Origin of the sequence: Affinundibacterium baiyunense (assembly GCF_018139645.1) — a bacterium.
GTDB classification, from domain to species: Bacteria; Pseudomonadota; Gammaproteobacteria; order Burkholderiales; family Burkholderiaceae_D; genus Undibacterium; species Undibacterium baiyunense.
Map to the genome: position 1 here is coordinate 285,714 of NZ_JAGSPM010000001.1, position 17,833 is coordinate 303,546.

The window sequence follows — 17,833 nt, forward strand, 5'->3', positions numbered from 1 at the left end:
ATCATAGAAATGAACTTCCTTGAATAAGGGAAATCAATCAAGCTTTAATCGCCACTTAGCCAGCGAAATTAGAAGGTGGGCCACGTGCAAAAAATGCCGTCGTGATGTATGAATAAAAGCCAGTTGCAGAAATAGGCGGCAACAAATAAACATACAAATGTGACGGGCGATAAGTAATACCGTCATATGTCGCCAGTAAGATGCCCGACGGTAGACACAAAGAGCAATCAAGTAAGTGCCCTTGCATGGATGCGCTCGTTGATTCGTCAATACCCAAACCATCGATACCAGTTTCTTGCGCGACAAATTTATAGCCAGTGCTGGTACAAACCAGATTGAGAATCTTGGGATTAACAACTGGAGAAACGATTGCAACACCCAAAGTCAATCCGTAAAGCAGCAGCATTAGCTGTGCTAAACGTGAAAAAATCGAGCGTCGTTGTAATAGGGTTTTCATCGAAAATTACAAAATAAAAGGGACCTGAAATAAAACAATCAAATCCACATCCAGCCACTGATTGCACCGCTTGAATCACGGCATCTACAACACTCAAAGAAGACTCAATTGTACGGTCTTTATTTATTTAGAAGGATGATAAATATCATGAATCATCCTTGTGATCGTGTCGTTAATTTATTCGGAATGTGCCGATAAATTCATAACTGATACCGATCGAATGTACGAAGTCCCCTAAGACCGACTTCTCGTCTAAATAGAAAAGTTTAAACATAGCTTGCGGATAAAAATCTCTGCTCATCGAGCTTAGCTATTTCAATAAAAAGCTATAAGCGTATCTCGTTTACACTCTCCAATTTGACACATATCAATGAAAATAAGATTGGGATTCACAGCAGTTGACCCAACTACATTTAGTCACTATTCTTAAAAACACACTACATATTGTGTTTTAAGGAGTCTCAATGAGCATAAACTTCCCTTTATCCCATCGCAAAATAATCAAACGCGATGGCTGCATTGTCAGTTTTGATGCAAGCAAAATTGACTCTGCAATCAAGCGTGCTGGATTGGCAAGCAGTGAATTTGTGGCCGATCATGCACACAAAATTACGAGGCGAGTGTTAAGCCTAATTGAGAAATTTCCAGCACCTCAGCCACTTTCTGTTGAACAAATTCAAGATTTGGTTGAATCATGCTTGTTTGAAGCAAACTACCGAAAGACCTTACGCGCCTATATCGTTTATCGTGAACAGCATCAGAAACTAAGGGTCGATAACAAATCCCTAGTTGATGTTGAATTATCGATGAATGAATATCTAAACAGACAAGATTGGCGTATCAATGCAAACGCTAATCAAGGATATTCACTAGGTGGATTGATCCTCAATGTTTCGGGAAAAGTTATTGCTAATTACTGGCTCAATCATGTCTATCCACCTGAAGTAGGACAAGCCCACAGAAATGCCGATTTGCATATTCATGATCTTGATATGCTGGCAGGCTATTGTGCAGGTTGGTCTTTGCGCACTTTACTAAACGAAGGATTAAATGGGGTTCCAGGAAAAGTGGAATCTGATCCGCCCAAGCATTTTTCTAGCGCCATCGGGCAGATCGTCAATTTTCTCGGCACGCTACAAAATGAATGGGCTGGTGCGCAGGCATTCAGTTCATTTGATACCTACATGGCGCCTTATGTGCGCAAAGATAAGCTCGATTACAAGGACATCAAACAATATCTACAAGAGCTCATTTACAACTTAAATGTACCATCGCGCTGGGGCACCCAAACACCGTTCACCAATCTGACTTTCGATTGGATATGTCCAGAAGATTTACGTGATCAAGTACCGGTGATTGCTGGAGTTGAGATGGATTTCACTTATGGTGATTTACAGGCAGAAATGGATCTCATCAATCGCGCTTATATCGAAGTCATGATGGCAGGCGATGCAAAAGCGCGTGTCTTCACCTTCCCTATTCCTACCTATAACATCACCGAGGATTTTGATTGGCATAGTCCAAATGCAGAATTACTTTTTGAAATGACGGCACGTTATGGCTTACCTTATTTTCAGAATTTCATTAACTCTGAGTTGAAACCGAACATGATACGTTCGATGTGCTGTCGACTCCAGTTAGACCTGCGTGAACTACTAAAACGCGGTAACGGCTTATTTGGTTCAGCCGAACAAACGGGTTCTCTTGGTGTCGTCACCGTCAATTGTGCGAGGTTAGGTTATTTGTATCGTGGCGACGAACCTAGCTTATTGTCTGCACTCGATAAGTTGCTTGAGTTAGGAAAAACTAGCTTAGAGATCAAACGCAAAGTCATACAGCGCCACATGGATAATGGTCTATTCCCTTACACCAAACGCTACCTCGGCACATTGCGCAATCATTTCTCTACCTTAGGTGTTAATGGTATCAATGAAATGATACGTAACTTTACCGACGATCAACACGATATCAGCAGCGACACTGGGCATGCGATGGCCGTTCGCTTATTGGATCATGTACGTGGACGTATGTTGGCGTTTCAAGATGAAACCGGGCACATGTACAACCTAGAAGCAACACCAGCAGAAGGGACAACTTATCGTTTTGCAAAAGAAGACCGTAAACAATTTCCCGCCATTTTGCAAGCCGGCACCCAGGATATGCCCTACTACACCAACTCGTCGCAATTACCGGTAGGCTTTACAGATGACCCATTTACTGCACTCACTTTGCAAGATGATCTTCAACGTAAATACACAGGGGGAACCGTCTTGCATTTGTATATGAGTGAGGCGCTCAGCAGTGCCGACGCTTGCCGACATTTGGTACGAAAGGCACTCAGCCGATTCACCTTACCCTATATCACTATTTCACCGACATTTTCGATTTGCCCTAAGCATGGATATCTTCGTGGGCAGCATGAATTTTGTCCAAAATGCGATGAAGAATTAATCGCTCGTAAGCAACATCAGTTTGTTTAACTTAAATAGGAGTCTCTATGAACACTAGCAATGCCCCTCTTTCTCAAACACAAAATCCATCGATCATCTTAGATGATGCGGAACGTCAAGTCTGTGAAGTCTGGACCCGTGTCATGGGCTATCATCGACCAGTGAGTTCATTTAATACCGGAAAAAAAGGGGAGTTTTATGAACGCACTTATTTTGAAGAAAATACAGTAGAGAAAGCTTACTGAGATGCCAGCAGCGACAGCATTGCGCACACTTAAAGTTGGTGGGATAACGAAATTTAGCAGCACCGATTACCCAGGCAAATTGTCGTTAGTCGTGTTTGTGCAAGGCTGTCCATGGCGCTGCGGGTATTGTCATAATCCGCATTTACAAACCAGAACAGCCGATGCGCCGATTACTTGGGCGTCCGTTCTACATTTGTTAAGGCAACGCGTCGGCTTTATCGACGCCGTTGTATTTAGCGGTGGTGAGGCAACAATAGATCCAGCATTAAGTTCTGCAATTGACGAAGTGCGCCAACTAGGATTTGCAGTTGGCTTGCATACTGCTTGCATTTATCCCCGCCAACTACAAGCCATCTTGCCCAAACTAGATTGGGTAGGCTTTGATATCAAAGCCCCCTTTCATCGCTACCCCGTTGTGACGGGCAAAGCGGATAGTGGTCAGCATATTCAGGCATGCACACAGATGATACTGGCTAGTGGAGTCGATTACGAATGTCGTACCACGGTTCATCCTGCATTGTTGTCTTCTGAGGATATAGTGAATTTAGCTTACGATTTATCAGTAATGGGTGTTACCAACTATGCGATACAACTATTTCGATCACTAGGCTGCCTAGACACAAATTTACAAACAAATCTGCCAAACGATTATCCGGATGCGACAACGCTGCAAACTCTTCAAGATCTATTCCCCAAGTTCACATTGCGACAGAATCATTAAATCGCCGTGCAATGCGCACTAAGAAATGCACAACAAAGCGCATCTCAAAAAGTAGCTGGTTTGAAGCTTCAATTTACCTCAAAGTACAGATTTCAAAGTGCAACTCTTCAAACCATCTAAAAAGCTTTCATCCATTTGAAAGATAGATCTACTTCGCCTATTATCAATCAAACACTTGCCCACAAACAACCACCGATTTACACTAAGGCACCTAGGAAAAATTCACTAGTAAGTAACTAAGGATAGGAATTTATTATGGTGTACTTTCAATGGAATCCCACTTTAAGTGTAGGCAACACGCTCATCGATAGTGATCATCAAAACCTGATCAACATAGTCAATGAACTTTATACAGCTGCCGATCTAAAGCAGGATTGCGACATCTTGGAAGACATCCTACAGCGCCTATTCGATTACACCAGTGAGCATTTCGAGCGCGAAGAAGAAATGATGAAACTAACTGGTTATCCAGGCTTTGAAAACCATAAGAAGCAGCACAAGAAATTACTGGAGCGCGTAGTTCGTCTGCAAGCTTCTTTAGCTGAAAAAAGAGAATACGTCGCCAAAGAAACGGCTGAACTGCTAAAGTTTTGGCTTACTTCTCATATTTACATGGCCGATAAAGAATTGGCGATTGCGATTCAGAAGTCTGATGCAAGCCCTCAATAACACTCTTTCAGTATTTTCATCGGCTTCTTGATTTTTCCATGTTGCCTTCTAGTTGCGTTTTCCGCAGTCGGTCGCTTATAGAAAATTTCACGGATTGTACGATTACTATTCGAACAAGGCTGCAAACACGACTTCAAACGATTCATTGAGACGGCGCCAATGGTCGGCAATGATGTCATATTTACGTCCAGCATTCGCCAGTGTGAAATTGAATCCTAGCTGATCGCCAATGGCATGAGCACTTTGCGAGTCAAAAAGACGCAAACGCTATTGCATCATGCAGACATTTATCTGCACGACTCATGAATTGCACGCATTCCTAGAATTCGCTTTCACATTTCACATTAACCGCCGCAACTACCACAGCACCCACTGTGACTCTTGCCTGCAGCGGGATCGACATCGAAGCCAAGTTTGATTAAGGCAGCGCGCAACTGGATACTACTCGCAACATGTTCTTCGTAGCGTACCGTCGCGCGACCGCTGGCGAGCGTCACGCTGACTTCAATCACGCCTTCCATCCCACGCAATGTCTGGGTAATCATCTCGACACATGGCTGACCTTTCATGCCGTTTACTTTTATGATCTCGGTTTGCATATTATTCTCACTTCTTCCTTTAATTTGATAGGTAATGTTCATTCGCCATCCGAAGCAAGGCTTCCTAGCCTTACTGGCTTGATGACACTGAAGGCATAAGATTAGCATGAATTCGATTAAAGATGTATATTATATCCATGTATTAAAAAAGAGGGATAAATGATGACTTTATTATCAATTGAAGAACCAGAAACAAAGAGTGATTCTGCTATATGGCATAAACAACATCCAGTCTGGGGTTTGGGATTTCGGCCCTTTTATTTACTGGCTGCATGCTTTTCCGCATTGAGTCTGCCCTTATGGATCGCGCAATACTTAGGCTGGTTCAGCGCTTGGCCGCAGGTCACTGCTGCATGGCATATGCACGAGATGATTTTTGGAGTGGTTATCGCGGTCATCATTGGCTTTCTGTTTACCGCTGGACGTAACTGGACTGGTCTGCCAACGCCGACCAACTTGCATCTAGCAGGGCTTGCCTGTTGGTGGTTAATTGGCCGCGTGGCGATGTTGGCTGCGCCACCGAGTTTAGCCGCATTGGTCGATTTATCGTTTTTGCCTTTGGCCGCCTGGCCGATTTACCGTGTTCTGAAACAATCTGGTAACAAGCGCAATATGTTCCTGATTATGCTGCTAGCGCTGTTAACCGTAGCTAATGCCATTTTTCATGCTGCAGTGTTAAATCTCATTACGCTAAACCCAGCCTTGCCTATACATGCCGCGATCCTAATCGTCGTCGTCATTGAGTCAGTGATCGGCGCGCGCGTGATACCAATGTTTACGCAAAATGGTGTGCCAGGCGTGATACCTGTCGCCTATCCATGGCTTAACCGCAGCGCAATTACCGCAGTAGTCATCGCTAGTTTGGCCTCGATCTCACCCTTGCCTTCCGCGCTGACAGCATCGTTGTGCGCGGGTGCTGGCTGCACAGTACTGGCACGGTTCGCACTGTGGCAACCACATCGCACTTTAGGCACGCCACTTGTTTGGATTTTGCACTTGTCCTACGCCTGGATACCGTTGGGTTTTTTCATGCTCGCGCTTAGTGCAATAGGACTCATCCCAAGCAGCGCAGCGTGGCATGCGTTAACGGTCGGTTCTATGGCTGGATTGATACTAGGGATGATGACCCGTACCACGCTAGGACACACGGGGCGTCTACTGAAGACTGGCCACGCCGAGTTAGCCATGTATCTGCTGATTCAAACTGGCGCCGTTGCACGTGTAACGGCTTCACTTGGCGCGCCGGCACTGTATCAAGTAAGTTTGATTGTCGCCATGCTCTGTTGGAGCAGCGCGTTTCTGTTGTTTGTCATCGCATACGGTCCCTATTTGTTACGTGCTCGGGTTGACGGCAGAGAGGGATAGTTAAATGCAAATTCAAATTTCCTCATAAGAGTGAAAAAAAGCCACCGCTAACGCTTATCGACAATACGCGTTAGCGGTGGCCTTTAAGTGTCAATTTAAATCAGATTAATTTTGAATATTTCGCGCCGGTTTGCAAATCCAAGTATTTATCAAACACCATACCCACCGCCCGCACAAACATCCGCCCCTTTGCGGTAACTTGAATACTGTGCGCATCGACCTTGATCAATTCAGCCTCTTCGTATTTCTGCAATTGCGTCAGCTCATCCGCAAAATAGCTGCGAAAATCGATTCCATGCTGATGATTGATTGCGACAAAATCCACTGGTCCGCTACACATCAATTCCATAATAACTTGACGACGCAAGACATCATCATCAGTCAAAGAAAACCCTTTTTCTATCGGTAACTGGCCAGCATCTAGGTGTTCGTAATAGGCTTTGATCGTGCGCACTGACTGACTATATGAATGCCCTACCTTACCGATGGCAGACACTCCAAAACCGATCAGATCGCAATCGGCACGCGTAGTGTAACCCTGAAAATTTCTATGCAGACTTTTATCTAGACGCGCTTTATTCAGTTCATCATCTGGCTTTGAGAAATGATCCAGCCCTATGTAAATGTAGCCAGCAGCGAGCAACCTGCGCACGGACATTAGAAATATTTGCAGGCGTTCTTCAGCGCTAGGAAGATCGCTTTCAATGATTTGCCGTTGCGCCTTGAAGCGGCTCGGTAAGTGAGCATAGTTATAAAGTGCAATGCGGTCTGGTGAAAGCTCAATCACCTTATCCAAGGTACGGTTAAAGCTCGTCAGGGATTGCTTGGGCAAGCCATAAATCAGATCGACATTGATCGATTCAAATCCCGCCTTGCGACTTGCAATGACCGCCTTCTCGACCATTTCATATGGTTGGATACGGTTCACAGCTTGCTGTACCGCTGGGTCAAAATCTTGAACACCAAAACTAGTCCGATTAAAACCGAGTTCGGCGAGTAGCTCTAAAGTGTCATCGCTGACGGTACGCGGGTCAATCTCTATCCCGAGTTCCGCATCAGGCAAAAGCTCGAAATGGCTGCGTATCATCAACATCAATTCGCGCAGTTCGTCTGAACTCAAAAAAGTAGGCGTTCCGCCGCCAAAATGGAGCTGAGCGGTACGCCGGTCTGGTCCGATTCTGGCTGCCACCATCGCCATCTCTTTTGCCAGATAGTGTAAATACTCTGTCGTGCGGCTATGGTCTTTGGTGATGATTTTGTTACAGGCACAAAAATAGCACAGCGACTCACAAAATGGCACGTGGATGTAGATTGATAGCGGCGGATTCTTATCCGTATTTGAAGCACGCTGTTCCAGATAGACGATGTAGCTTTGTTCGGCAAACTCTGGATGAAAACGGTCTGCGGTTGGATACGAGGTGTAACGCGGACCAAGCTTGTCAAAGCGGCGAATCAAATCCTCGGAAATTTCTATTTCTGGCAAAGTATTCATAGACTTACTTATTTATTGGTTTCTCAATAGTGAAGCGACCTTCCCGAATAGAAACATTCTGATGTTCGGGTTAGTCGGCAATCACGCTATTTTAACTAGGGTATTTCGCTGATGATAATGATTCAAAATGCTTCTTGTGATACGTCACCTCACCGGCAATATCGACAGCTTTATTGGCCGCTATCCGGTTCGTGCTTATTTCGCTATGTTTGCTTTATTTTTGCATGCAAATGGATAGGGCTGGCTTTCGCTTTTAAGCCTGCACCTCCAACTTTTTTACTAACCAAGTCTTCCAAGGTCACACCGTCGAGCACCGCCAAATAGGCTGCAGTGGCCGAGCTTAACACCCCTTTCAAGGCGCAAGCTGAAGCATAGGCGCAGCAGGTATCGCTATGGTCGAAGCATTCCGCCATAAAGAAATCACTCTCGGAATTGCGCACCACCTCGCCAATATTAATTTGCTTCGGATCCTTACTTAATTTTAAGCCTCCATTGCGCCCGCGCACCGTGTCGACCATGCCCGATAAACCAAGTTGGTGCACCACTTTCATCAGGTGATTTTTTGATACAGAGTGTAAGTCAGCGATGTCTTGAATTGTCACTAGGTGATCTTGATTGATCGCCAAATGCATCAGGGTGCGTAGTGTGTAATCGGTATAGGCAGTGAGTCTCATGGCTTGAATATTCTTGGTAATGAAGTTATCACAAAGTTCCAAAGAAAAATTTATGCAGTACTTAGTATATATGTTTATGGAGCTAAAAAAGTAGTCTTTAGAAAATAAGATGTATTTTACTTGCATCTTATAAATGATGCATATAGAATCCATCTTTATCAATATCATTGTTTTTACCGCTTTCTCATTATTACAAAAAAGGAAACCACGCCATGCATGCAACGCGCAAACTCTGGACCTGGCTCGCTGTCATCTGTGTACTCTCATTCTCCGTTCTCGGCTGGGTAGGCACAGAAATTTATCTGACAGCGCCACCGATCCCCAAGCAAGTCATCAGTACTGATGGCAAGATTTTGTTTTCAGAAGGTCAGGTGCAACTTGGCCAGGAAGCCTGGCTCACAGCCGGTGGCCAGCAACTTGGTTCCGTATGGGGCCATGGCAGTTACGTCGCGCCGGATTGGTCCGCCGATTGGCTGCATCGTGAGGCATTGGCCTTGCGTGCTATCTGGGCACAGCAAGAATTTGGCAAGATTTTTGAGCAGCTGAACGTTCGGCAACAGGCTGAACTCGATGCCAAGTTGAAGAATGAAATGCGGGTCAATAGCTACGACGGCAAGAGTGGCAATATCACACTCTCCCCGGCACGTGCCCAAGCAGTGGCGCAAGTGGTCGAACATTATGTCGCTCTGTTTGGTGATGACCCAAAACTTGATAAGCTGCGTGAACAATATGCGATGACTAGTGGGAGGCTGCGAGATCCGCTTGATCTACAAGCCCTGCCTGCCTTTATCTTTTGGTCGGCATGGTCGGCAGCGACCGACAGGCCGGGTGAAACTGCCATTAGCTACACCAGCAATTGGCCGCATGAACCGCTGGTCGGCAATACTCCAACTGCTGGTGCCGGTATTTGGTCGATCGCTAGTATCATCCTCATGATTGCAGCAATTGCAGGAATGATTTTTCTCCATTCGATCAGCAAGGAAGCTCCTGATCCGACGCCTCCTAAAACCGATCCACTATTCGATCTAAAACCGACTCCTTCGATGAAGGCCACTAAGAAATATTTCTATGTCGTGATCGGCCTAATTTTGGCGCAAGTGGCGATGGGCGTGATTACTGCCCACTACGCAGTTGAGGGCCAGAGTTTTTTCGGCTTCCCACTCGCAAAAATCCTACCATTTACGGTTAGCCGCACAATACACACCCAGTTCGCGGTATTGTGGATCGCCACCGCATGGCTGGCGACAGGTTTGTATATTGCACCGGCGATTTCTGGACATGAACCAAAATATCAAAAACTCGGCGTCGACGTTTTGTTCTATGCCTTGTTATTTATCGTGGTCGGCTCTACCGCTTTTGGCTGGCTCGGCACCTTGCAACACTCAGGCAATGATTTTAGTTTTTGGATTGGCAATCAGGGCTTGGAATTCACTAGCATGGGGCGTGTCTGGCAAGTTTTATTATTCATTGGTTTGCTGTTTTGGGTAACCTTACTCGGCCGTGGTTTAATGCCCGCTTTGAAAACGCCATCTGAAAGCCGTGGCCTGATCGCCATGGTATTTCTGGCCGCACTCTGTATCGGAGGCTTCTATGCGACCTCTTTAACTTGGGGCCCGCGCACACATTATTCGATGATCGAATACTGGCGTTGGTGGTTGGTGCATTTGTGGGTAGAAGGTTTCTTTGAAGTGTTTGCTACCGCGGTGATAGCACTGCTGTTCACGCGCCTCGGCTTGATACGCGCCAGCACTGCGAATAGTGCCATCGTCTTAGAAACCATCGTGTTTCTGTTTGGCGGCATTTTGGGCACCTTGCATCATTTGTACTTCACGGGCACTCCTACTTTCGTGATTGCCATCGGTGCGATGTTCTCTGCATTGGAAGTAGTACCACTGGCACTGATCGGTGTCGAAGCCTACAAAAATTATCAACGCTCGAAAGCGGCAGCCTGGGTACAAGCCTACAAGTGGTCGATACTTTGCTTCATCGCTGTAGGCTTCTGGAATGTGGTCGGTGCTGGTCTTTTAGGCTTCGCTATCAATACCCCGATTGCCCTGTATTACATGCAAGGACTGAACATGACTGCCGCTCATGGACACGCCGCGCTGTTTGGTGTGTACGGCATGTTGGGCATCGGTTTGCTGTTGTTTTGCCTGCGTGGTCTGTCTGATCGTGCCGCATGGTCAGACAAGTTGTTGGCACCGATGTTTTGGTCAATGAATATTGGTTTGGCGATGATGGTCTTCATCTCTTTGGTTCCAGCCGGTATCTATCAGGCATGGGCCAGTATAACTCAGGGCATGTGGTTCGCGCGTTCACCGGAAGTCATACACTCGAACCTGATGGAAACTTTCGTCTGGATGCGCGTACCAGGTGACATCGTGTTCGCGATTGGCTGCGTATTTCTCGCCTTGTTCGCCTGGCGTTTATTGATGGGTGGCAAACGTGAGCAGTCGGCGTTGACACCAACTGCCCAGACCAAACGTGTTTAATAACACTATTTTCATACAACTCTAAAAATCAGTATTTCCACGAGTAGCACGATGGGCACGAAAAAAATCATGAAAAGCCTTTGCATCTTTTTTAATTTTTCCGTGTTTATCGTGGAGCATTTTTTAATAATTTCACATTACAAGGAGTATCACCATGACACACAACTGTTCTACAGCTATTGTTGCCGATGGCACTTATCCATTTGATGCACGTGGCGTCGCAAAACGCTTTCGCCATGCGGCTATCTTCGGTGCTCTGCAATCGCTCCAAGTGGGCGAGACTATGCGCTTTTGCAATGACCACGATCCTCTACCTTTATTGGCGCAGCTTGATCAACGATTTGGCAGCGGTATCAAGATGAGCTATGTTTCACGTGCACCTGGCGAAATCGTCATTGACTTCATGATAGTCAACTGATCACTAAGACATTTCTCAACGACGCTATGAATCAACACCAACATCAGATGCATCATTTTGATCTCTTAGTTTGGTGTTGATTCCACTCAAGGAAAACTGGTGGAAAACATGAAAATCTCTCAATTATTGTTGTTCGTAATGAGTTTTGTAGCGACTCCTAACATAAGCGTGGCAGCGCCGTTATTGGTGTTTGCCGATCAGCATAGCGGACACAAACACGATGCTGAAATCCATACGCAATTAACCCTAAACGATGGTAAAAAGTGGCGTACCGATGACGCCTTGCGCCACGCCATGACAAACATCCGTATCAGCGTAACAAATACATTAACAGCTATCCATAGTGATAATCTGAAATCCATGCAATACGATGTGCTCACTAAAAGCATAGAAAAGGAAATCGCCTTTATCGTGGCACACTGCAAACTTGATCCAAAAGCAGACGAGAACCTTCATATCATACTTGGCCGCTTCGCCATCGAAATGGATATCGTAAAAGCTAAGCGAGGAACTCAGGAAAAGGAATTAGGAGTGATCAACATGGCGGAAACTTTGAACACCTACGGCAAATATTTCGACCATCCCGGTTGGCGAGCGATAGAATTTAACTCTCATTAATCAAATCCAACTAGAGTAAGAAATCTTTAATCTGTGTTACTCAAGAGTACTACCGAAACCAGTAACGCGGCATCTGTTAATGCAAGCAAATCATGCTTCACGTTGCCGGCCAAATACAATAAATCGCCTTGCCGAAGAACCTTCCGCTCGCTTTCGACACCGACATCGACCTCACCTTTAAGGCAATGTATAGTAATTGGCCCGCTGACCTGATGTGGCGGGATTTTTTTCCCGGCAAGCAAAACCATACGTATGACTTCCAAGTGAGGTCCTTTAAACAAAGCACTAGTTTTAACTTCAGCAAGCGATGCCTCAATCGGCAATACTTTGGTCACCTGACCTGATGCAAGATGCGAAATGGCCATATTACTTCTCCAAAAATATAAAATCCCATTAGCGTATTGCCAGTTTCATAGTATCTGATCAAACGCTTGCAAGCAATGAATTGAAAACTGTTTATCCCAAAGCCACTTTCTTGACTGACACAATTTGACTATTTTTTATTTTTTTAAATTAGCCAGCGGCTCAATAAATTAGACGGCCGGTACGCCAAGTTTACCAATACCTGCATTCATTTCCATCACATAGTCTTTAAGTGATTTAGGAACGAAGAAATTGATGTTTCGCCATGCCGAGAACCTAAAATCACCTCCACTAGCAGCACAAAATAGCTCGTCGTCGGATATTAAAATGTAAAGCTCATGCCGACTATTGGAATTAATAAACCTGCGCTCGAACTTGCGGTAAATCGACGCCCACCAAACGTTAAGGTAAGAAAGGAATAGAGAATCCGTAAGGCCGTACCCGTCAGAGCAGGTAAGGTAATCAAGAAAAACAACTTTTCCTTGCTGAACTTAAATCTGACAATTTCTAGATTTGCAGCGACCACGCTCAATAACATTCAGACCAAGATTGCGAATTTTCTTGCGCCCATCTGGTTAAAACATGACTCACGATGTGGCTTCCGAAAATGTCACATTAAATTGATATCTGTAATACGAGATCGCCCCCGATGAAGAACCACTTGATCCGTCGTACTACCAATCGTGCAATCAACATAGGCTATCCAAACGACGAATAGAATTTTTCTCTTTGCTTTTCGCTGAATACAAATGGGCTTAGTCCCTAGCCAAAAGAACTCGCAATGGCGGACATCCTCCCGTAGTGATTGTGATCCTACCGAATGCGCTTCTTCGGGCAAGAAACTGTTGCTGGCTCATCCACTGGATAATTTTTTAATGTTTCTAGGCAATGAATATGAATACGCGATGCCCTGACCTGTATCAGTCCAAGCCCACTCAAATGATGCAAGGTGCGGGAAAATGTTTCTGGTGTGAGATTTAACAAAGAAGCGACGACGTTTTTCTTTAACTCAAGTCGAATGTGGGTACTATTTTGCGATACGGATACTTGGACTAAATAATCAACCACACGTTGCATGGCGTTGTGTAAAGCATGTCGTTCAACATTGCGAATGAACCCCAGCAAACGATAAGACAAGCCCGTCATCATCTGTCTAGCTATGACAGGCGAATGCTCAAGCAAGGTGAGCAGCGCGTTTTTTGGAAGGCGTAATAACAACGATGGTTCCAGCGCTTCAGCGTAAAAAGGATAAGGCTCATCAAGGAACATCATTGCTTCGCCAAAGGATTGACCTGGCCGTATTAACTCAACGATCTTGTCGCTACTAGCAGACGAGGGAATCGCCAGCTTGATGAGGCCAAAAACGAGGATATAGCAACCGTCGGCCAGATTGCCCTTCTGAAAAAGCATTAGCCCTTTTTCCAGGTCCACTTTCACCACACTCGTTTTCAAACTTTCCAACTCAAATGGCGAGATATGTTTAAACAAAGCCTGGTTAGCCAGCAAACCGTCAATATTTATCTTACCCATATTACCTCCCCCACTATAGGAATGAGACCTCTGCGCAACTGAAGCGAGCGGTCGAATTTTGTGTCGAAAAGCGCACCTATACTAGAGCACAGCGACGAGCTTGTAGCTTTGGCAGAATCAAAAATTCGGTCGCACAGTAAGTTGTGCTGATGTCTCAAAATAGTGGAAGTGTAAAAGCTAACAGCCCATGCGACTATCCGTCAAAGGGAGTAGTCGAGCAACGCAAAAGAACCAGAGATCAAACGACTATTGATGTGGAATAAACTTCAAGCTATTGAATAGTTTAAAAAGCCTCATTTATCCATGCCATGTTCGACGGCATAAACGGCAATCTGAACGCGACTGCTCAAGTTCAATTTTTTCAGAATGTTTTGCACGTGAATCTTTATAGTACTTTCCGCGACATCAAGATTTCGAGCAATTTCTTTGTTACTTTCGCCACGCGCCAAGCACACCATGGTTTCACGTTCGCGCGGTGTCAATTTTTCACGCTCAGGCGCCACCGTTACATTATTTCCAGACCGGAATTGCATCACTAACTTAGCAGTCATGGCGTCAGCGATCACAGGCACGCCTGCCGCTGCTCGCTTGATTGATTGGTTTAAATAATCCGCATCGATGTTTTTCAGCAAATAACCGCGTGCACCACTTTTTAGCGCCGCCGTTAAGTCTTCTGCTTCCTCAGAAACGGTTAACATTAGAACAGCAGTTTCTCGCAAATCTTCCACGATAAGTTGCATCGCTTCCAAGCCTGAGAGTCCCGGCATATTCAAATCCATCAGCACCACATCGGGCTTTAATTGTTTTGCCCGCTTGACACCTTCCAATCCATCCGAAGCCTCACCAACAATCTCAAATTCGGGATTGCGTTGCAAAATCAAACGTATGCCACTACGAAACAATGTGTGATCATCTACTAGTAAAATTTTAATTGACATTGTTCGCTTCTTTGTTAAATTTCACCCAGCTTTATTGAGTGACTGACGGAAGAATTTAACGTAAACCATACGTTTCAATTCGTGCTGCCATAGTCATTATGGGCAACCAGCCCTTCCTCACGTTTTAATTGTAAGGAGACAGCAGTGCGCCTATTAATTTTACTGAGAATATCAAATTTTGCCAATGAGCAGGAAACCTATTCGTACATTGTACGCAAGCCGACATGGCTATCGCCTTTTTCGTGCACCGTCATTGAAAGATCGCGATCATTATTGACTCGCACATGCACGTCACCGCTATATGAACAGTCAGGTATCGATCACCACAGCTTCCCGTGCCGTTTTCCACGGTGAACTGTTGTGTAAAATTGAGGACTTAGCCACCCGTTTGTGACATAAAGCGAATAATTTTGGTTGACTGCGTGTTAAATTCATGTCGTTCCGGCTTCAATTCTATCGCTGTACGAATCGCTGCCTCTAACTCATTGTCACTAATACCTGCCCGTAGTAAGGGGCGAAGTTCAAACTTTTCATCTTGTCCCAAACACATATATAAAGTCCCATCCACTGCCAAACGAACCCTATTACAACTTGCACAAAAATGTTGACTCATTGGCGTAATGAAACCTAAAGTAGATGCGCCGTCACGACTCATCCAATAACGTGCAGGGCCACCACCTAGTTCGCTCGCAACGGGAACGAGATCGAATTGATCCACTAACTGCTGCCGGATAGGGCCAATATCCATGTACGCAGAATTTTGCCCCGTGTGACCAATCGGCATTGCTTCAATTAACCGCAAAATGAAACCCTGCTCAAAGCAAAATTTCGCCATACGTAATATCTCGTGATCGTTAACGCCACGCATTACCACCATATTAAGTTTAATTGGCTTAAAACCTGCTTGCTTACCCGCTTGCAGACCCGCCATGATGCTAGCGTAACTATCGCTACCCGTTATTTTTAGCATACAGGCTTTGTCTAAGCTGTCGAGACTGACGTTGATACGATTGACCCCAGCTAAATACAAATCATCGGCGTATTTAAAAAGCTGCGTTGCGTTGGTCGACAACGAGATATCAGTCACCTGCGTATGGCGAGCAATTCCCTCTACCAAACGTGGCAAATCCCGACGCAATAGAGGCTCACCACCCGTGAGGCGAATTCTGCGGGTTCCCATACGCGCAAATGCAGCCACGACTCTTTCAATTTCATCAAAGCGGAGCCAGTTCTCCGGTTCCTCGAAACCACGAAAACCTTTCGGCATGCAATAACTACAACGCAAATCACATTTATCCGTGACCGAGACGCGTAAATAGTCGACACGACGACCAAAGCGGTCTATCAGTGGTGCAGTAACGGTGTCCTGTCTTTGAAGTGGCTGGATTTTCATACTTGAATTGTGGGCCGCAACAGGCTGAACCGCAATTCCTCTGCAAGCCAAGACTACCTAGTTCTTTTGGGGGAAGGAAACAAAAGTGTCAGTGGCGATCTTTTAATTTTTTGCAAAAATCACACGCTTCAATTCGTGACGATAACGAAACAAGGCGCGCAGAATCAGTGCGCCAATTAGCATTTGGGACGCTGCAAAAATGCATCCGGCTAGCGGAAGAATGATTGAGGGGGCCACAGGAACCATGAGTAAACCAAGGAAAGCGACGACCACTAGCCGTGCTTGTAGGAGTAAATGCTGTGGCAAAATCACTTCTTGCATCGTTGGAATACGTTGCGGCGTAGGAATCTGGCGCCGTAAATGTAAAAAAACAAGAAAGGGAATAATTTTTCCCAACATCGCATTGACCGGAAAAACCGCCCCGCCCACTAGCCCGAGTACACCTATCCACCAAGGTGAAGCATCGATAAAGAACGCTGGCAAGTAGTCGTGAGGAACCGCTAACATCAAATACAACATGGCACTTGAAAACCAACTTAACACGCAAGCGACCCAGAGCGTCCACGCAGGATCGAAACGCCGCTTTGCTTTCATCACATTTTTAAAGGCAAAGGCTGCTAAACACATCACAACCAAAGCGAGCAAGATTGTCCAATAAGGTATCCCATCTTGCGAATCAAAAAGCGTCATTAACATCAACAGTAGCCACAACACGACAGGAACTGATTGATGCCATCTGGCAGATGGTTTGGGACTCTGCCAAAACATAGGAACGACGGTCGAGGCAATACCAGAAACCAACGCAGCCACCCAGCCTAGACCTGCCCATGCCACATGTCGTGTTAGTACAGCAGTCAGATTGATTTCCCAAGCGCCAGCAAATCCACCGGCCAATGCCACACCCAATCCGAGCACCATAAGAAGAGGCAAGGCAATCCAACGCAAGGTCAACAAACTTGCATCGTGATGAGTCGGTAGAGCCATGCGCCATGCTGCTAAGGCGAGCGCGCAAACGACGGCACCGTATATGAGACTCGCCATCAACATCGCTAAGATAAACGCAATGCGATTTTCGTACAAAAAACCAAATGAAAGCGCTACCGATACACAAAAGGAAGCAAGCGCCACAAACGGGCTGATTTTTTTTGCGCCAGGCACAGCTTGCCCAGCGACCACGGGGAATAGTTGAAACAACGCGCCGATCATGATCGGCGCCAACATCCCCCAATGCCAGCACATGGGTAACCGCTAACACCAAAGGAGCGAAGCGACTCGGCACACCTTCAGCAGGACCAAATGCAAGAAGAAGCCCCGCGACAGCTCCTATCCATGGTGCGGGAAGTAAGCAACCAAAAATAGTCGCTGGCGACGGCGCCAGCTCGTAGCTGAGAATTTTATTAGCCACAACA

General features: G+C 45.7%; 18 protein-coding genes. 8 read left to right on the forward strand and 10 right to left on the reverse strand.

What is annotated here, in order from left to right; all coding sequences use genetic code 11:
- Window positions 1–55: 55 nt before the first annotated feature.
- Entirely contained in the window at window positions 56–457 is a 402-nt protein-coding gene (locus tag KDM92_RS01160; protein WP_212682634.1) for a hypothetical protein, read from the reverse strand.
- A 464-nt stretch (window positions 458–921) separates the two neighbouring features.
- Here KDM92_RS01160 and KDM92_RS01165 point away from each other — a divergent pair, with 464 nt between their 5' ends.
- The 4 genes from KDM92_RS01165 to KDM92_RS01180 all read left to right on the forward strand — a co-directional run bounded on the left by KDM92_RS01165 (window position 922) and on the right by KDM92_RS01180 (window position 4,542).
- On the forward strand, window positions 922–2,937 hold the full coding sequence (locus tag KDM92_RS01165; RefSeq protein WP_212682635.1) for a ribonucleoside triphosphate reductase: 2,016 nt from the start codon (window positions 922–924) through the stop codon (window positions 2,935–2,937).
- 17 nt (window positions 2,938–2,954) lie between these two features.
- The gene (nrdD, locus tag KDM92_RS18725; protein WP_212682636.1) at window positions 2,955–3,152 is read left to right on the forward strand and encodes an anaerobic ribonucleoside-triphosphate reductase; all 198 of its coding nucleotides are present in this window, start codon (window positions 2,955–2,957) and stop codon (window positions 3,150–3,152) included.
- Window position 3,153: 1 nt separating this feature from the next.
- Window positions 3,154–3,873, forward strand: coding sequence for an anaerobic ribonucleoside-triphosphate reductase activating protein (locus tag KDM92_RS01175; protein ID WP_212682637.1), 720 nt, complete (start codon window positions 3,154–3,156; stop codon window positions 3,871–3,873).
- Window positions 3,874–4,128: 255 nt separating this feature from the next.
- A complete protein-coding gene (locus KDM92_RS01180; protein WP_212682638.1) occupies window positions 4,129–4,542 on the forward strand; it encodes a bacteriohemerythrin in 414 nt (137 codons plus the stop codon).
- Between the two features lie 105 nt (window positions 4,543–4,647).
- Here KDM92_RS01180 and KDM92_RS01185 read toward each other — a convergent pair whose 3' ends face one another.
- Both KDM92_RS01185 and KDM92_RS01190 read right to left on the reverse strand, forming a co-directional pair.
- Window positions 4,648–4,806 carry a hypothetical protein gene (locus KDM92_RS01185; RefSeq protein ID WP_212682639.1) on the reverse strand — a complete coding sequence of 53 codons (159 nt, stop codon included), beginning with the start codon at window positions 4,804–4,806 and terminating at the stop codon, window positions 4,648–4,650.
- A gap of 80 nt (window positions 4,807–4,886) precedes the next feature.
- Complete coding sequence (locus KDM92_RS01190) at window positions 4,887–5,141, reverse strand: heavy-metal-associated domain-containing protein (RefSeq protein WP_212682640.1); 255 nt, start codon at window positions 5,139–5,141, stop codon at window positions 4,887–4,889.
- A 162-nt stretch (window positions 5,142–5,303) separates the two neighbouring features.
- Here KDM92_RS01190 and KDM92_RS01195 point away from each other — a divergent pair, with 162 nt between their 5' ends.
- The gene (locus tag KDM92_RS01195; protein ID WP_212682641.1) at window positions 5,304–6,506 is read left to right on the forward strand and encodes an NnrS family protein; all 1,203 of its coding nucleotides are present in this window, start codon (window positions 5,304–5,306) and stop codon (window positions 6,504–6,506) included.
- Window positions 6,507–6,606: 100 nt separating this feature from the next.
- Here the strand turns inward: KDM92_RS01195 and hemN are convergent, their stop codons facing one another.
- Complete coding sequence (gene hemN / locus KDM92_RS01200) at window positions 6,607–7,998, reverse strand: oxygen-independent coproporphyrinogen III oxidase (RefSeq protein WP_212682642.1); 1,392 nt, start codon at window positions 7,996–7,998, stop codon at window positions 6,607–6,609.
- 203 nt (window positions 7,999–8,201) lie between these two features.
- A complete protein-coding gene (locus KDM92_RS01205) occupies window positions 8,202–8,672 on the reverse strand; it encodes an RrF2 family transcriptional regulator (protein ID WP_212682643.1) in 471 nt (156 codons plus the stop codon).
- A gap of 212 nt (window positions 8,673–8,884) precedes the next feature.
- On the opposite strand from KDM92_RS01205, the gene KDM92_RS01210 reads away from it, so the two are divergent.
- From KDM92_RS01210 to KDM92_RS01220, 3 genes are all read left to right on the forward strand, one after another.
- On the forward strand, window positions 8,885–11,164 hold the full coding sequence (locus KDM92_RS01210; protein WP_212682644.1) for a nitric-oxide reductase large subunit: 2,280 nt from the start codon (window positions 8,885–8,887) through the stop codon (window positions 11,162–11,164).
- Window positions 11,165–11,318: 154 nt separating this feature from the next.
- Window positions 11,319–11,582 carry a DUF2249 domain-containing protein gene (locus KDM92_RS01215; RefSeq protein WP_212682645.1) on the forward strand — a complete coding sequence of 88 codons (264 nt, stop codon included), beginning with the start codon at window positions 11,319–11,321 and terminating at the stop codon, window positions 11,580–11,582.
- 108 nt (window positions 11,583–11,690) lie between these two features.
- The gene (locus tag KDM92_RS01220) at window positions 11,691–12,200 is read left to right on the forward strand and encodes a hypothetical protein (RefSeq protein WP_212682646.1); all 510 of its coding nucleotides are present in this window, start codon (window positions 11,691–11,693) and stop codon (window positions 12,198–12,200) included.
- Between the two features lie 26 nt (window positions 12,201–12,226).
- Here the strand turns inward: KDM92_RS01220 and KDM92_RS01225 are convergent, their stop codons facing one another.
- The 5 genes from KDM92_RS01225 to KDM92_RS01245 form a co-directional block, all read right to left on the reverse strand.
- Window positions 12,227–12,565, reverse strand: a complete 339-nt coding sequence (locus tag KDM92_RS01225) for a cupin domain-containing protein (RefSeq protein ID WP_186923607.1) — start codon at window positions 12,563–12,565, stop codon at window positions 12,227–12,229.
- Window positions 12,566–13,376: 811 nt separating this feature from the next.
- Window positions 13,377–14,093, reverse strand: coding sequence for a Crp/Fnr family transcriptional regulator (locus KDM92_RS01230; protein ID WP_186923606.1), 717 nt, complete (start codon window positions 14,091–14,093; stop codon window positions 13,377–13,379).
- A gap of 293 nt (window positions 14,094–14,386) precedes the next feature.
- Window positions 14,387–15,031: a response regulator gene (locus KDM92_RS01235; RefSeq protein WP_212682647.1), complete on the reverse strand. Its 645-nt coding sequence runs from the start codon at window positions 15,029–15,031 to the stop codon at window positions 14,387–14,389.
- Between the two features lie 376 nt (window positions 15,032–15,407).
- A complete protein-coding gene (gene moaA, locus KDM92_RS01240; protein ID WP_186923604.1) occupies window positions 15,408–16,424 on the reverse strand; it encodes a GTP 3',8-cyclase MoaA in 1,017 nt (338 codons plus the stop codon).
- A gap of 102 nt (window positions 16,425–16,526) precedes the next feature.
- Window positions 16,527–17,663: a hypothetical protein gene (locus KDM92_RS01245; RefSeq protein ID WP_212682648.1), complete on the reverse strand. Its 1,137-nt coding sequence runs from the start codon at window positions 17,661–17,663 to the stop codon at window positions 16,527–16,529.
- Between the last annotated feature and the right edge of the window lie 170 nt (window positions 17,664–17,833).

Excerpts from the sequence above, each read along its gene's own strand:
- KDM92_RS01190 (WP_212682640.1), bottom strand. The coding sequence starts at position 5,141 with ATGCAAACCGAGATCATAAAAGTAAACGGCATGAAAGGTCAGCCATGT.
- KDM92_RS01215 (WP_212682645.1), top strand. The coding sequence starts at position 11,319 with ATGACACACAACTGTTCTACAGCTATTGTTGCCGATGGCACTTATCCA.
- KDM92_RS01165 (WP_212682635.1), top strand. The coding sequence starts at position 922 with ATGAGCATAAACTTCCCTTTATCCCATCGCAAAATAATCAAACGCGAT.
- KDM92_RS01225 (WP_186923607.1), bottom strand. The coding sequence starts at position 12,565 with ATGGCCATTTCGCATCTTGCATCAGGTCAGGTGACCAAAGTATTGCCG.
- KDM92_RS01230 (WP_186923606.1), bottom strand. The coding sequence starts at position 14,093 with ATGGGTAAGATAAATATTGACGGTTTGCTGGCTAACCAGGCTTTGTTT.
- KDM92_RS01195 (WP_212682641.1), top strand. The coding sequence starts at position 5,304 with ATGACTTTATTATCAATTGAAGAACCAGAAACAAAGAGTGATTCTGCT.
- KDM92_RS01245 (WP_212682648.1), bottom strand. The coding sequence starts at position 17,663 with ATGTGCTGGCATTGGGGGATGTTGGCGCCGATCATGATCGGCGCGTTG.
- KDM92_RS01235 (WP_212682647.1), bottom strand. The coding sequence starts at position 15,031 with ATGTCAATTAAAATTTTACTAGTAGATGATCACACATTGTTTCGTAGT.
- KDM92_RS01160 (WP_212682634.1), bottom strand. The coding sequence starts at position 457 with ATGAAAACCCTATTACAACGACGCTCGATTTTTTCACGTTTAGCACAG.
- KDM92_RS01210 (WP_212682644.1), top strand. The coding sequence starts at position 8,885 with ATGCATGCAACGCGCAAACTCTGGACCTGGCTCGCTGTCATCTGTGTA.
- KDM92_RS01205 (WP_212682643.1), bottom strand. The coding sequence starts at position 8,672 with ATGAGACTCACTGCCTATACCGATTACACACTACGCACCCTGATGCAT.
- moaA (WP_186923604.1), bottom strand. The coding sequence starts at position 16,424 with ATGAAAATCCAGCCACTTCAAAGACAGGACACCGTTACTGCACCACTG.
- nrdD (WP_212682636.1), top strand. The coding sequence starts at position 2,955 with ATGAACACTAGCAATGCCCCTCTTTCTCAAACACAAAATCCATCGATC.
- hemN (WP_212682642.1), bottom strand. The coding sequence starts at position 7,998 with ATGAATACTTTGCCAGAAATAGAAATTTCCGAGGATTTGATTCGCCGC.
- KDM92_RS01220 (WP_212682646.1), top strand. The coding sequence starts at position 11,691 with ATGAAAATCTCTCAATTATTGTTGTTCGTAATGAGTTTTGTAGCGACT.
- KDM92_RS01175 (WP_212682637.1), top strand. The coding sequence starts at position 3,154 with ATGCCAGCAGCGACAGCATTGCGCACACTTAAAGTTGGTGGGATAACG.
- KDM92_RS01180 (WP_212682638.1), top strand. The coding sequence starts at position 4,129 with ATGGTGTACTTTCAATGGAATCCCACTTTAAGTGTAGGCAACACGCTC.